16 protein-coding genes are annotated in these 13,710 nt (G+C 67.0%); 6 read left to right on the top strand and 10 right to left on the bottom strand.

Going from position 1 to position 13,710, the window contains the following annotated elements; genetic code table 11:
* The first annotated feature begins 79 nt into the window (after positions 1–79).
* Complete coding sequence (locus tag QFZ33_RS00480; RefSeq protein WP_307023855.1) at positions 80–688, top strand: phosphatase PAP2 family protein; 609 nt, start codon at positions 80–82, stop codon at positions 686–688.
* Positions 689–702: 14 nt separating this feature from the next.
* Here the strand turns inward: QFZ33_RS00480 and QFZ33_RS00475 are convergent, their stop codons facing one another.
* From QFZ33_RS00475 to QFZ33_RS00465, 3 genes are all read right to left on the bottom strand, one after another.
* Complete coding sequence (locus tag QFZ33_RS00475; protein ID WP_307023853.1) at positions 703–1,044, bottom strand: hypothetical protein; 342 nt, start codon at positions 1,042–1,044, stop codon at positions 703–705.
* 148 nt (positions 1,045–1,192) lie between these two features.
* On the bottom strand, positions 1,193–1,624 hold the full coding sequence (locus QFZ33_RS00470) for a universal stress protein (RefSeq protein ID WP_307023851.1): 432 nt from the start codon (positions 1,622–1,624) through the stop codon (positions 1,193–1,195).
* Between the two features lie 54 nt (positions 1,625–1,678).
* Entirely contained in the window at positions 1,679–2,974 is a 1,296-nt protein-coding gene (locus QFZ33_RS00465; RefSeq protein WP_307023849.1) for an aminotransferase-like domain-containing protein, read from the bottom strand.
* Positions 2,975–3,096: 122 nt separating this feature from the next.
* Here QFZ33_RS00465 and QFZ33_RS00460 point away from each other — a divergent pair, with 122 nt between their 5' ends.
* On the top strand, positions 3,097–3,969 hold the full coding sequence (locus QFZ33_RS00460; protein WP_307023847.1) for an isocitrate lyase/PEP mutase family protein: 873 nt from the start codon (positions 3,097–3,099) through the stop codon (positions 3,967–3,969).
* On the opposite strand, the gene QFZ33_RS00455 is transcribed toward QFZ33_RS00460, so the two are convergent.
* On the bottom strand, positions 3,966–4,925 hold the full coding sequence (locus tag QFZ33_RS00455) for a GerMN domain-containing protein (RefSeq protein WP_307023846.1): 960 nt from the start codon (positions 4,923–4,925) through the stop codon (positions 3,966–3,968). The genes QFZ33_RS00460 and QFZ33_RS00455 overlap by 4 nt on opposite strands.
* Positions 4,926–5,135: 210 nt before the next feature.
* A complete protein-coding gene (locus tag QFZ33_RS00450) occupies positions 5,136–5,702 on the bottom strand; it encodes an NAD(P)H-dependent oxidoreductase (RefSeq protein WP_307023845.1) in 567 nt (188 codons plus the stop codon).
* Positions 5,703–5,825: 123 nt separating this feature from the next.
* Here QFZ33_RS00450 and QFZ33_RS00445 point away from each other — a divergent pair, with 123 nt between their 5' ends.
* Together QFZ33_RS00445 and QFZ33_RS00440 are read left to right on the top strand one after the other, a co-directional pair.
* Positions 5,826–6,440 carry a TetR/AcrR family transcriptional regulator gene (locus QFZ33_RS00445; RefSeq protein WP_307023843.1) on the top strand — a complete coding sequence of 205 codons (615 nt, stop codon included), beginning with the start codon at positions 5,826–5,828 and terminating at the stop codon, positions 6,438–6,440.
* A gap of 64 nt (positions 6,441–6,504) precedes the next feature.
* Positions 6,505–7,569: a Gfo/Idh/MocA family protein gene (locus tag QFZ33_RS00440; RefSeq protein WP_307023841.1), complete on the top strand. Its 1,065-nt coding sequence runs from the start codon at positions 6,505–6,507 to the stop codon at positions 7,567–7,569.
* A gap of 112 nt (positions 7,570–7,681) precedes the next feature.
* On the opposite strand, the gene ald is transcribed toward QFZ33_RS00440, so the two are convergent.
* Positions 7,682–8,800: an alanine dehydrogenase gene (ald, locus tag QFZ33_RS00435; protein ID WP_307023840.1), complete on the bottom strand. Its 1,119-nt coding sequence runs from the start codon at positions 8,798–8,800 to the stop codon at positions 7,682–7,684.
* Between the two features lie 234 nt (positions 8,801–9,034).
* Here ald and QFZ33_RS00430 point away from each other — a divergent pair, with 234 nt between their 5' ends.
* Complete coding sequence (locus QFZ33_RS00430) at positions 9,035–10,252, top strand: PucR family transcriptional regulator (RefSeq protein WP_307023838.1); 1,218 nt, start codon at positions 9,035–9,037, stop codon at positions 10,250–10,252.
* A gap of 28 nt (positions 10,253–10,280) precedes the next feature.
* On the opposite strand, the gene QFZ33_RS00425 is transcribed toward QFZ33_RS00430, so the two are convergent.
* The 4 genes from QFZ33_RS00425 to QFZ33_RS00410 form a co-directional block, all read right to left on the bottom strand.
* Positions 10,281–10,568, bottom strand: a complete 288-nt coding sequence (locus QFZ33_RS00425; RefSeq protein ID WP_307023836.1) for a hypothetical protein — start codon at positions 10,566–10,568, stop codon at positions 10,281–10,283.
* A 120-nt stretch (positions 10,569–10,688) separates the two neighbouring features.
* A complete protein-coding gene (locus QFZ33_RS00420; protein ID WP_307023834.1) occupies positions 10,689–11,411 on the bottom strand; it encodes a cache domain-containing protein in 723 nt (240 codons plus the stop codon).
* Between the two features lies 1 nt (position 11,412).
* Positions 11,413–12,189, bottom strand: coding sequence for a FadR/GntR family transcriptional regulator (locus QFZ33_RS00415; RefSeq protein WP_307023832.1), 777 nt, complete (start codon positions 12,187–12,189; stop codon positions 11,413–11,415).
* Between the two features lie 113 nt (positions 12,190–12,302).
* Positions 12,303–12,731 (bottom strand): helix-turn-helix domain-containing protein, encoded by a 429-nt coding sequence (locus QFZ33_RS00410; protein ID WP_307023829.1) that lies wholly within the window; start codon positions 12,729–12,731, stop codon positions 12,303–12,305.
* Between the two features lie 48 nt (positions 12,732–12,779).
* On the opposite strand from QFZ33_RS00410, the gene QFZ33_RS00405 reads away from it, so the two are divergent.
* Positions 12,780–13,616, top strand: a complete 837-nt coding sequence (locus QFZ33_RS00405) for an alpha/beta fold hydrolase (protein WP_307023827.1) — start codon at positions 12,780–12,782, stop codon at positions 13,614–13,616.
* Positions 13,617–13,710: the final 94 nt, after the last annotated feature.

Genomic DNA, 13,710 nt, shown 5'->3' with positions numbered 1-13,710 from the left:
CCGGCGCGGTACCCTCCGGGAAAGGGGGAAGGACCGGACAGGCAGGGACGGGGTTCCCATGGGTGAGGATCGCGGGATCATGAGCATCCGGGTGAAGAACCGCGTGGCCCGGGTCATCACGGAGGCCCTTCAGCCGCCGATCACCGTGGCTCTGCTGCTGCTCCTCAGCCCGGCAGTGGAACCCGGCTTTCCGGGCACGGTCTGGTTCGGCGCCGTGGCGGTGCTGTTTGTGTGCGTGCTGCCCCTGGCCGCCGTCGTCCTTCTGGTCCGTCTGGGCAAAGTGACGGACCACCACGTCAGCGACCGCAAGCAACGAGCACCAGTGCTTGCCATGACGGTGGTGTCACTGCTCGCGGGGCTGGCAGTGCTCCTGGCCATCAATGCGCCGTACAGCGTCATTGTGGTGGTGCTGGCCATAGTGGGCGGCGTGGTGGTGCTCGCCGTCATCAGTCTGTTCTGGAAAATCAGCGGCCACGCCGGGGCGATCGCGCTGACAACGGTCATCACGGTGCTGATCCTGGGCGTTCAGTGGCTTCCGCTGCTGCTGCTGATTCCCGCTGTCGGCTGGTCCAGGGTGGTGCTGCGTGCCCATACGGTGGCGCAGGTTGTTGCGGGCGCCCTGGTGGGCGGCGGCGTCACCGCCGGGCTGTGGTGGCTACTCCGCGAGGTACTGGTCCGGATGGCCTGACGCCGGGGTCTGGCTCAGTAGGCGGCGTAGGAGTTGGCCAGCAGCTGCGCCATGGCCGGGTCGGAGGACAGTCCTGCCATGCCCACCGCGGCGGCCAGCATGACGCCGCACACGGCCGCGATGCCGCAGCTCACGAGCGTGAGGAACTTCCAGTCCTCGCGGAGGACGCTGTTCAGCGTGTCCGGCAGCTGCAGGTCGGGGGAGATAAGGTTCGGAGCGCTGTCCACGGAGCCGTCGTCAAGGAGTGCGATCACGCGGCCCGCGGAGCGGTCCACGCGCATGGCGCTGATGTGGTTGCCGTGGCGGGCAAGGAGGATGTCGTGGCCGACGAGGTGGCGCCGCTGGAGTGTAAGCACAGTGTTCCCCTGAGAGGTAGATTTGGGTTTGTCCGCACCATCGGGGGCACCTCCAATTTTATCTTTCGGGCCATGCCGGATTGCCGGAAAACGTGGTGAGGCTGCCCACCAGCCGGGGTGATCCGCGTCAAGTCAGGCCTGCGGCGCGCTAGTCCGCTCCGTAGGTATTTGCGATGTAGACGTCGCAGGACGCACTGTGGGCCACGCTGTTCGCCACGCTGCCCAGCACGCGTCCGAGGCCCTGCATCCGGCGGTTTCCCACCACGATCATCCTCGCCTCAAGGCGGTCCGCCTCCCTGACCAGGGCCTCGGCCGGCCTGCCCCGTGCGGCGGAATAGGTGATCTTGAGTTCGCCGCCGGCCAAGGCAGCCGCCACCTCCCGGGCCACCTTTTCGGCTTCCCCGGCGTCCGACACGATCCACCGGTCACTGCCGCTGCCGAAGACTTCGGTCCGGTCGGTATCGAACGCGGACACGACATGGAGCCGGGCGCCCAGCGCGCCGGCCAAATCCCGCGCCACCTCCGCTGCCTTGCGCGCGGTACCGCTTCCGTCCACACCCACAACAATGGTTTCCGCCATGGCCTTATCTCCTTTGAATATGCCGAATGATCTGATGTCCCCGCCGCCCGCAGCTCAGGCCAGCGCGTCAATGGCTTCCTGCAGCACCGGAGCCAGGCGCCGCACGCCCTCGGCAATGGCCTCCGGCGGAACGGCGCTGAAAGCAAGGCGGAGTTTGTTCGACGGGGCGTCCGAGTGCGTGAAGGCTGCGCCGGGAATGAAGACGACGCCGGCATCAATCGCCTTATGGAGCAGGGGGTACGTGTCCACGCCCTCCGGCAGCGTCACCCAGACGAAGAATCCGCCCTGCGGCCGGGTCCAGCTGAGCCCTTCGGGCATGTGCTTCTCCAGTGCCGCCAGCATCGCGTGGCACCGCTCGGCATACAGCCCGCGGTACGTCTCAATCTGGCCCTTCCAGTCGTAGTCTCGGAGGTAGGCCGAGACCAGCATCTGGTTCAGAGTGGGCGGGCACAGCGTCACTGCCTCGGAGGCCAGGTAGTAGCGGCGCTGCAGGTGGGCCGGTACCAGGGCCCAGCCGATGCGCAAACCCGGGGCAAAGATCTTCGAGAACGATCCCATGTAGATGACGTCGTCGGGGTTGCCTGCGCGCAGCGGGGCCAGCGGCTCGCCGTCGAACCTCAACAGCCCGTAAGGGTTGTCCTCCAGCACCAGGATGTTGGCGCGGCGGCAGATGTCCACGATCTGCTGCCGGCGCTCCTGCGCCAGCGTGATGCCCGACGGGTTGTTGAAGTTGGGGATGGTGTAGAGGAACTTAATGTTTTTCCCGGCGGTCTGGAGCGCCGCGATCCTGGTCTCGAGAAGATCAGGCACCAGGCCGTCGTCGTCCATGGGCACGGCCTCCACCTGAACCTGGTACGCCTCGAACGTGTTCAGCGCCCCCACATAGGTGGGTTCCTCCACCAGGGCCACGTCGCCAGGGTCGCAGAACACCTTGGTGGCCACGTCCTGGGCGGACTGCGAGCCCGCGGTGATCACCACGTTCTCCGGCCGGGCGTCCAGGATGCCTTCGGCGGCCATGACTTCGCAGATCTGCGTGCGCAGTTCCTCAGTGCCCTGGCCCCCGCCGTATTGAAGCGCAGTGAGGCCGTCCTCGGCGATGATCCGCGCGGCCGTCTGGGCAAGCTTTTCGAGGGGCAGGGACTGCAGGTAGGGGCTGCCGCCGGCCAGCGAGACCAGGCCGGGCCGCATGGAGATGTCGAAAACATCCCGCACCGCCGACTGCTTGATGTTCGCGGCGCGCTCGGAGAAGAGTCCGTCGTGGCGGTGGGCTGATGTCGCGGCCCGCTCGATGGCGTCGATGGCTTCGGCGGGGAGGACGGCTGCGGCGGCGTCGAGTGTCTCGTGGGTCACAATCCCAGAGTACAGCCATAGGTTGCTGATTAGGCAACAGCTGTTGACCTGATTCTGGAGGATTCGAAACTGGGGCCTTGGGGTGCCTTTACCTCTGGCAGACCAAGGCATGGAATGGAGCCATGACGTCACTCGAGCCCCAACACGCATCGCCCCAGCCCGCCAAGGCCGACGCCTTCCGTCAAATGCACGCGGGCGGTGCTGTTCCGCTGGTGCTCGTAAACGTGTGGGATGCCGCGTCGGCCCGGCTTGTGGAGAAGGCCGGGGCACGGGCCATTGCCACCTCGAGTTCGGCCATCTCCTGGAGCTTGGGGTACCCCGATGGCAGCCACGTGCCTCCGGGCCTGGCATTCGACGCGCTCCGCAGGATCACCGCGGCGACGAGGCTCCCGGTCACGGCGGACATCGAAGCCGGGTATGCGGGTGCGGACGGCGCTTTCGATGACGGGCTGCTCCGGAAGACCGTCACGGCGGTGCTGGAGGCCGGCGCAGTGGGCGTGAACATCGAAGACTCGGGCGGGATGCGTCTCACAGACGCCGACGAGCAGGGCCGCCGGATCAGTCTGGTCCGCAGCATCGCAGCAGAGTCCGGCGTGAACCTCTTCATCAATGCCCGGACGGACACGTACCTTTCCGGGCAGTTTGGGGACTCAGCGTTCGAGGAAACGCTGGAGCGGGCCGAACGCTGTCTGGCCGCGGGTGCCGACGGAATCTTCGTTCCCGGCGTGACGGACCTCCACATTCTGCATGAGCTCAGCAGGCGGATATCGGCGCCGCTGAATGCCCTTGCCGGCGTCGGATCGGCGTCGGTGGGCGAACTGCACGACGCCGGTGTGCGGCGGGTCAGCATCGGCGGCAATGCTGCGAAGGCGGCCTATGCGACTGTTTCCCGAGTGGCCGCCGAAATCCTGGGCGACGGCAACTGGTCAGAACTCGCCGGTTCGCCGAGCCATAGTGACATGGACGCGCTGTTCTCACCGGAAGGCGAGGGCTAGCGGAGGCTGAGAACTTCGGCCAGGGGCACGCCGCTGACGTAGATTTCCGCCCGGACGGCACCCACGGCCGTGACCGCTGTATGGGTGAGCTGTGCTTCGATCCGCGGAAGATCGCAGACGCCGCCCGGTTGTACTGCGCCGGTCAGGTTCACCACCACGGTGGTGCCATCGAGGTAGCCGGACACGTACTGGAGCGAGGAAGCGGACAATGCGTTGTACAAGCCGCTTGCGGGCGGCGCGCCCGGGCCGGACAGCAGCCTGCTCATGGCGGCCTGCAGTGGCTCGCTGATGGATGAGTCGGCATGGTGCACGGCCACCAGGCTGTCGTTGCAGCCGAAGCGCACGCCGGACGTGCCGCCGTCGTCGAGTGCGACGTAGTAAACCGCAGTGCCGGCGCCAGCTCCGCCGGTCCCGGTCCCTGGCAACGTGGAAGCCGGTGCCGTGGAGCCCGTTGTGGGGCCAGGGGAACCGGGGCCGGCCGCGACGCCCGAAGCAGGGACCCCTGAAGCAGGCGCGGGCTGCTGTCCGGCGCCGCCCGGCAGTTGTGCCTGGGTGTCCGGACCGGCGAAGCCCGCGCCGAGGCCGCCGGACGGAAGGCCCGGCCCTGATCCGCCGGCAGTTTGGCCGCCGGGGTTCGAGCCTGCGGACGGAGGAGCTGAACCGGTAGCAGGAACGGGCCCGGAAACCCCGGCCGCTGTTCCCATGCCAGGGCCGGCAGCACCCTGACCAGTAGCGCCCTGGCCGGATGCTCCCGGGCCGGGTGCGCTGGGCGCGCCGGCTTCCTCAGGTGGAATCACCGGAGGCGCCGGGCGGGGTTCGGGTGCCGCGGCGGGGGCGGGTCCGGCGTCGTAAGCATTTTGCTGGAGCGGGGCGCAGGAGCCGACCCACAAGGGAAGGGTCAGGCAGAAGGCGGCAACCGCCGTCGTTAGCGGTCTGACTCCCCAGCTTGACTTCATGACTGCACCGCACTCCCTGCTCCGGCACGTCCCGTACATCAACGTTACGGCGGGGCGGCGGGCCGGGGAACGGTGCCCGGGTGTCAGTTTGGCCGCAGCTCAGTCACGGATTGGTTGCAGCAGGCCCCCGCCTTCCAGCGCGCCGAGGCCGGGAATGGCGCACGCCCCCGGCCGCTGGAGGGCCGGGGGCGTGTGAAGGGGCGGAGTTGCCTAGGCGGCTGCGCCCGCGGGCTCGACGGCGGCAAGGGCAACGAAGAGTTCCTTGATCTGCTCAACGACTTCGGCGTCGTCCTTCGGGTGGGTTTCCGCGAAGCGGACCATGGAGCCGGGGACGGCGAGCTTGGCATCCTCCAGAACACGGGCGCCGGCGATGCCAACAGCCTTGCGGGCCTCGTCCTGGGCCCAGACGCCACCGAACTGGCCAAAGGCGGTGCCGACGACGGCGGTGGGCTTTCCGGCGAGGGCGCCGGCGCCGTACGGCCGGGACAGCCAGTCGATGGCGTTCTTCAGCGAGGCGGGCATGGTGCCGTTGTGCTCGGGGGTGACCAGCAGCAGGGCATCAGCCTGGCCGGCTGCCTCGCGCAGGGCGGTAGCGGCGGCCGGGACCTGGCCTTCGACGTCGGTGTCCTCGTTGTAGAAGGGGATGTTGCCCAGGCTCTCGTGGATCACGATCTCGACGCCTTCCGGAGCGTTCAGCTGGATGGCTTCGGCAAGCTTGCGGTTGTGGGAGTCGGCGCGCAGGCTTCCCACCAGGGCGAGTACGGTGCTCTTGGACATGTGAACTCCTTAGGTTTTGCCGCGGAACGCTCCGTGGCGATTGGTTCTTAAGGCGTTTGGTGCCTTCATCCAGACTAAACGGACTGCGGTCCGGATATTATTCCCGGGTCTAGAATGCTTGGTGTGAGCCTCATCCCAATTCGTTCCGGATCCTCGTCCGGCTCCGGAGCGGAACGCAGCGATGCTGCCCGGAACCGGGAGTTGCTCCTGTGCGCTGCCCGGCAGCTCGTGGAGGAATGCGGCGCTGACGGCGTGACCATGGACAAGCTGGCGGAGCGCGCAGGCGTGGGCAAGGGAACTGTGTTCCGTCGCTTCGGCAGCAGGGCCGGCCTGATGATGACCCTGCTCAGCGACGCCGAGGCCGAGTTTCAGGCCCGCTTCATGTTCGGGCCGCCGCCGCTTGGCCCCGGGGCGCCGCCACTGGAACGGCTGATCGCCTTCGGCGCCGAACGTATCCGCTATGTCATGGAGTACGGCGAGCTCGCGAGGGCCGCCGAAGCGTCACTGCACAACAGGTTTGACGCCCCCGCTGCGGTGCTGTGGCACCGCCACATCGAGCATTTGCTGGGCTCGGCGGGCTTCGACGCGGACCCGTGGCTTATGGCCATGTCCCTCAGCGCAACCCTCGAACCCGAGCGGCTGCTGCACGCAGTCCGCGTGCAGCACCTTTCGCCGGAGCGGCTGGAGGAGTCCTGGCGCCAGTTGGTCACCCGCGTCGTCGGGGGTGCGGAGGGCTGAAGGCCGGATGCCTCACAGCTGAACGCGGCTGAACCGGGACCGGTCCAGGGGGTAGCGTGGCACCATGAGCACCGATTCCTCCACCCCCTCCACTCCCATCCGGACCGCCGTGGTGGGCTTCGGCCTGTCCGGTCGGGTATTCCATGCGCCGCTGGTCGCGGCGGACCCGAGCTACTCGCTGGACGTCATCGCCACCTCTGACCCCGGCCGGCAGGCTGCCGCCGTCGGACAGTACCCAGGTGTGAAAACAGTGCCCGGCGGCGATGCGGCCCTTGCGCTGGCCGCTGACCTTGACCTCGTGGTGCTGGGAACGCCGCCGACCACCCATTACCCGCTGGCGAAGGCCGCGCTCGAGGCCGGGCTCGACGTCGTCGTCGACAAGCCCTTTGCCGTGACGAGCGCCCAGGGGCACGAGCTGATCGCGCTCGCTGAGCGGCTCGGGCGGGTGCTGACGGTGTTCCAGAACCGCCGCTGGGACGGGGACTACCTCACCGTCAAGGAACTGCTGGCTGAAGGGTCGCTGGGGCAGGTGACCCGGTTCGAATCACGCTTCGAACGGTGGTCGCCCGAGGTTGCCAAGGCCTGGAAGGCGGAGGCCACGGCGGCCGACGGCGGCGGTGTCCTGTTCGACCTCGGCACCCATCTGCTGGACCAGGCACTGCAGCTCTTCGGCCCTGCAACGGTGGTCCATGCCGAGCTCCAGGCCCGGCGGCCGGGGGAAAAGGCTGATGACGACTGTTTCGTGGTCCTGCGGCACGGGTCCGGCGTGCTTAGCCACCTCTGGATGAATATGCTGTGCGCCCAGCAGGGACCGCGCTACCGGGTGCTCGGCTCGGAAGGCGCGTTTACCAAGCACGGCGTGGACCCGCAGGAACCGTACATCGTGGCTGGCGGGGGACCGCTGGACGAAGAGTACGGTGTGGAAGCACCCGAGTGGGCCGGGAAGCTGGGCCGGGACGGCCACCTCGACCGGCTGTCCACGGAGCGCGGTGCCTACCCGGAGTTCTACCGCATCCTCGCGGCCAAGATCTCCGACGGCGGGACCGCCTCGCCATTGCCAGTACCAGTAGACCCGGCCGGCCCCGTCGAAGTCCTCAAGCTGATCGAACAGGCCCGGAGCCTGGCTTAAACAGAAACCGCTGGTTGAGCCTGTTAAAGAGAACCGCTGGTTGAGCTTGTCGAAACCTCGGGTTTCGGCAAGCTCAACCAGCGGGACTCAACTGGCGGCGGTCTCCCCGGCGTTACGCGGAGACAAGCTCGTGCCAGTCCGCCACGAGGGGCAGGTTGTGTGCCTCGGAGACGGAGTGGTGCGCAACGTGGCCTGCGGCGATGTTCAGGCCGGCGGCGAGTGCGGGGTCCTTCTCGAAGGCGGCCTTGACGCCGAGGTTTGCCAGGGCCACGCCGTAGCGGAGCGTGACGTTGGTCAGCGCGTAGGTGGAGGTGTTCGGGACGGCGCCGGGCATGTTGGCGACGCAGTAGAAGATCGTGTTGTGGACCTTGTACGTGGGTTCCTGGTGCGTGGTGGGGTGCGTGTCCTCGAAGCAGCCGCCCTGGTCCACGGCGATGTCCACGAGAACCGAGCCGGGCTTCATGCGCGCCACGAGTTCGTTGGTCACCAGCTTGGGGGCCTTCGCGCCGGGGATGAGCACGGAGCCGATCACGAGGTCGGCGTCCACCACGGACTTCTCAATCTCGTACTTGTTGGAGGCGACGGTCTTGAGCCTGCCCTGGTACTGGGCGTCGAGTTCGCGTAGCCGGTTGATGTTGATGTCCAGGATGGTGACGTCGGCGCCGAGGCCCAGAGCCATGGCGGCTGCGTTGGTGCCCGCGACGCCTGCGCCGAGGACTACGACCTTGGCGGGGCGGACGCCCGGGACGCCGCCGAGCAGCACGCCCTTGCCGCCGGCGGGCGCCATCAGGGAGGTCGCGCCGACCTGGACGGAGAGCCGGCCGGCTACCTCGGACATGGGTGCGAGCAGGGGCAGGGTGCGGCCTTCCTGGACGGTCTCATAGGCGATGGCGGTGACGCCGGAGTTGATGAGCTCCTGTGTCAGCTCGGGCTCGGCGGCCAGGTGCAGGTAGGTGAAGAGGACCAGGCCCTTGCGGAAGCGGTGGTACTCGGCCTTGATGGGCTCCTTGACCTTCATCACCATGTCCGCACGGGACCAGACCTCGTCGGCATCGGCGACGATTTCTGCGCCAGCGATGGCGTACTCCTCGTCAGTGATGCCGGAACCCAGGCCCGCACCGCGCTCCACCAGGACCGTGTGGCCGTGGGTGCGGAATTCGTGAACACCGGCAGCCGTGATGGCGACGCGGAATTCGTTGTTCTTGATCTCTTTGGGGACACCGATGATCATTTTTTGGGCTCCAGATTCGATGGCTGCAAGGCCGGAATGTGTGGGGAATGTTGTGATTCCAGAATAGATCCGGCTGTGAGGCGCACTACAGGAAAACGGCGGCACCGCCCGAGCTAAACCGCGTGTTTCCGGGGTTTTAGAAGACGCACGGTCGACTATTGTCGACCGCCGGGGCGTCAGGTGTCGCCTCATGTCCGTTCGCCCACTGCGCCCCGCGGGACGTAGTCTGTCAGCATGCAGCAGGATGTGGAACAGCTCGTCGAACGCGTGGCCCTCAAACTGGGCCGCGGGCTTTCCCTCGAGGACCTCGACGGCCTTTTGCTCGCCTACAGCTCCAACCAGTCGCATGCGGACCGGGTGCGGGTGAACTTCCTGTTGAGCAAGCGCGTGCCGCTGGACGTCAAAAACTGGCAGCTCTCGCATGGGATCGCCACCGCGGTGCGTCCCGTGGTGGTGCCCGCCAACGAGGAGCTGGGAATGCTGGGGCGCGTCTGCGTCCCGCTTCTGGTCCGCGGGTTCCGGGTGGGTTACCTGTGGGTGCAGCTGGACCTGGAAGATCAAAGCGCGACGGCGATCCTTGCCGAGCTGCCAGACGTCCGGGACGAGCTGGACCTGCTGTCCGGACTGCTGCTGGACTCCAACACTGCGGAATCAGAGTACCGGCGCAGCCGTGAACGCGAGTTCCTGGCCGCCTGTGCCGGGGAAGCCAATGCCGTTGCTGCGGTGGCGGGCTGGAAGGAAGTGCAGGACCGGGGACCCTGGCAGCTGGTGACGGTTCTGGACGCGGACGGCTGGATGGCCGGTCCGGATCCCATCGCCTCCACGCTCATCCACCGCGCCGCGGCACTGCAGGCCACCATCGGCGTGGATGCTGTCCTGTTCAGTGCAGGCGCGGAGACCCACTCAGTTGTCCTCTTCCGGGAGTCCACCGGGCGCGCCAGCCAGGCTCAGGTTCTGGTGCACTACCAGTTGGAGCTCGCCAAGCGCTCCGGCAGGTCCGTCGAGCGGATCATTCTGGGAACCAGCGAGGGATTCAGCCGCGTTAAAGACCTGGCCGAGGCTTACCGGCAGTCCAAGGTTGCCGCCCTGGCCGCCGCCGTCGATCCGCGGCTCGGCGAGCTGGTGGACTGCCGGGCCGCCGGGGTGTATCAGCTCCTGGCCTCGGCCGGCGGCGGGGCCGGGGTCTGGAGCGACGCCGGTTCGGTGAATTTCCAGGCCCTCGAGGACCACGACCGGAACGGGGAGCTGCTACCCGTACTGGAACTGCTCTACGACAATGACGGGTCCGTCCAGGACGTTGCCGAAAAACTCCATCTGCACCGCAGCAGTATCTACAACCGGCTGGGCCGCATCCGGCAGTTGCTGGGCGTGGATCCGCTCAAGGGGATGGTCCGGCTGGAGTTGCACGCTGCCCTGAAGGCGCGGCGCTGGGCGTCCAGGCCAAGGATCTGAGAACAGGACCCGAGCACAGGGGAACCAACTAGGCGGCGTTGCCTTCACCGCTGGGCAGCTGCTCGGCAGGACGCTCCGTGGTCCGCTCTGCGGTCCGTTCCAGCGTGACGGCGTCGGGAAGATGTTGCGGGAGTCCCCGGAGCTGGGTGCGGAACTTGGCGACGCGGCTCTGGACCCACAGGGATACTGCCACGAAGACCACGCAGCTAGAGGTAAAAACGGCGGTGTTGTTCAGGCCCATGATGATTCCCAAGGCAGCAGCCACACCCATAGCGACGATGCCCGCCACGATGTGCAACCCCCTGAATCTCACCACGAATAAAGAGTAACCCCGTGCGCCAGCCGGAAACCCTGGTTGCGGGGGATCGTTGCTTGATCCTTATCACCCCGTCATTTTTGCGTGCAGGCCGGGACATCTACTGCCCCACGAAGGAGCCTAATCCCGGAGGGTGATCAGCTTCCACGGCAGACGCGCGGGGTTGGCGGGCGAAACGTCCATTGAGATGTCGGCCCGCGCCATGTCCTCTTCCAGGAACAAAGTTCCTGTGGCGATGCGTGCGTTGTTGGACGCGATGACGCGGCCGTTGGGTCCAAGCAGGACCACCAGGGGCTCGCGGAGCTGAAGGGCCCGCAGGAAGATTCCTTCAAGGTTCGCCAGGGTAAGGTCGCACCCCAGGATCTGAATCCCCTGCGCGGTGGGCGCCGGAACGCAGAGCGTGATGATGTTGACGTTGATGCCGCCGAAATCAACGTAGGGTCCAACCGCCACGGGCTGCCCGCTGGCGGACGGGATAGTGAACCAGTCGCGGGTTGTGTAGTCGTAGTAGTTCAGCGAGTCCGGGTTGAGGTCATGGGTGACGAAACGGGGTTCACCCGTCCGTTGCGTCCGCCACCATTCCAGCCAGTGGGTTGCTTCCCGGAGGCTCCCCGGGGCGTAGGCGATGCCGGCCCCGACGATGATGTCCGAGTGCAGCTTGATGAAGTTGGCCAGTTCCTGTTTCAGGAACAGGAATTCGCTGCGGCGGGGTACGCCTGACGCGGCTGCCGCCGCCGCCGCCGAAACGGTGCCCGCAATCTTCTCCAGGTCAACGAAAACGCGGCTGATGCTGGAGGAGAGCACGGCGGCCGTCCGCTCAAGGGCCTCTTCTACGGTCTCCACGTCACGCACCTTCTTCGGGCCTCATCGTCAACCTGAGATGCTGCTCTATCAAGTGTTCGGTCTCGTTGCGGCTGTGTCGTTCTGCCGCGCTGGCGGCCGCGTCCGAGTCCCGGGCCCTGATTGCATCAACGATTGCGGCGTGTTCTTCCACCGACTTGCCGTCGCTGCCGGCCTGGCCGGAGCGCCCCCACCACAGGGTCATCACCTCGGCTTCAAGCTGAAGGGCGGCCGAGGTCAGCCTGCTGGACTGCGCGGCAATGCTGACGGCAACGTGGAACCGGCTGTCCATGCGGCGCCGGGCCCGGTCATCGGCCGAGTCCCGGTGGCGCCTCGCCAGATCTTCAAGGTGCTCCACATTCTTGGGGTCCGCCCGCCCGGCCGCAAGCCGCGCTGACATTGAAGCGATGGCCGCACCCAGGTCGCCCAGGTCCCTGAGCGCCTCCGTGCTCGTTTCCCGAAGCTTGTCCTGCAACTGTGAGTCTGTGAAATCGAGCTGCCGGCGAATGACACTGCCGCCGCTGCGTCCCCGGCTGGTTTCGATCAGGCCCTTGGTCCGCAGGGCGGCAAGGGACTGCCGCAGGGTGATCGGGGAGATGCCGAGTTCCGCGGCAAGCACGGACTCCGTGGGCAACCTGTCGCCTTCGGTGAGGATGCCCATCAGGATGGCGGTCTCAATCTGGTAGGAAACCTGGTCGGCCCGGCCCAGCCCCTCGGGCTCGCTTCCGCGGAGCAGCAACAGCAGGTCAAGCGCCGAGGTGGAAATTGCCGCACTTCCCATTCCCAGGCCTCCCGCAGTCGTGGCTCCGATGTCGCCGGGGCTTTTCCGATTACCTTCAATCTTTGCACGTTTAACGTTTAAGGTTTCCGGTCACCGCCGAGCCGAGTGAGGCGCTACTGTCCGCTCTCGCCGTCGGAAGTCCCGGCGTCGGAGGCTTCTCCGGCCGCTGCCGCCTGCTTCTTTTTCTGCCCCTCCAGCCATGCCATGATGGCGGCCAGCCGGATGCGTCGGTGTGTGCCGCGGTATTCCACCGGGATCTCGCCCCGGTCCGTCATGTTCCGCAGGTAGGTGTGGGAGATGCCGGCCAGTTCGGCCGCCTTTGAGGTGGTGAGCATTTCCTCCACGCTGCTTACAGTCACCGCTTCGCCGCGGCTGAACCTTGCCAGGAGGTCGACGACGGCGTCTCTCGCCTGGGGCGGGAGGCGGTGGACAGTGCCGTCCACGAACACGGTGATGTCAGTGCCGCCGTCGAGCGCGCGCTGCAGCGCCAGCGCGTCTTCGGCAGGAAGGGCGGGCGCCACCCTGGGAGCAATCAGAGCCATGGCAGAAGCCTAACCGCTGCGGAACGGTGAGTTGGATATGCTCGGCGGATGAGACTTAGTGGTGGAGTAGTAGTGACGGCGAACGGCCTGACGGGCCGCCTGTACACGTCGAACGAGGCGTCGGCCGCGGAGCAGCCGGCCTATGTACTGCTCCACGGCATCGGCGTCTCGCACCGCTACTTCGCCCGGCTGCACGTCGAACTGGCCCAAGGCCCGGAAGGACAGGGGCAGCAGGCGGAGGGTGCCGAACGGGGTGCTGCCGTCTACTCCTTCGACCTGCCGGGCTTCGGCGGCACGCCGCGTCCAGGCCGGCAGGTGACGGTCGGTGAGTACGCGGCTTTCGTCGCGGCGGTCCTGGCTGAGTATGCCGTGGAGTCCTGCATCGTGGTGGGCCATTCCATGGGGGTCCAGTTCGCGGTGGAATTGGCGCTCCAGGCACCCGGGCTGGTGAGCCGGATAGTGCTCATGGGTCCGGTGGTGGATCCCGCCCGCAGGAGCGCCGCCTGGCATGCGCTTGCACTGACGAGGGATTCCCTCTTCAGCGAGCCCCCGCTGACGAACGTCGTGGTGTTTACCGACTACTTCCGAACCGGTGTTCGATGGTACCTGACCGAACTGCCCGTGATGATGGAGTATCCGCTGGATTCCCGGGTGTCCGGCGTGGCGCAGCCGGTGCTCGTCCTCCGTGGCGGAAGGGATCCGATCGCCCGCAGGCCGTGGTGCGAATATCTCGCCGCGCAGGCCCCGGATGGCGCGTTTGCCGAGGTCCCCGGGCGTGGGCACGTCGTTCAGGACACCGCTACCGAAAGGGTTGCCCGGACCATCCGGCACTGGGCCGGTACCGCGGCCGAGGGCTCCGCGGCAGCGGAGGGCTCGACGGCCTGAAATTCATAATGGGTTAGCGGCCAAAGCAGGCAGGCGCCCGGAATTCCGGGCGCCTGCCTGCTTTGGCCGTTTGCCTGTTTCTGTCGCTTTCCTG

Origin of the sequence: Arthrobacter globiformis (assembly GCF_030815865.1) — a bacterium.
Taxonomy (GTDB): domain Bacteria; phylum Actinomycetota; class Actinomycetes; order Actinomycetales; family Micrococcaceae; genus Arthrobacter; species Arthrobacter globiformis_B.
This window is presented reverse-complemented; position numbering and strand designations above follow the sequence as displayed.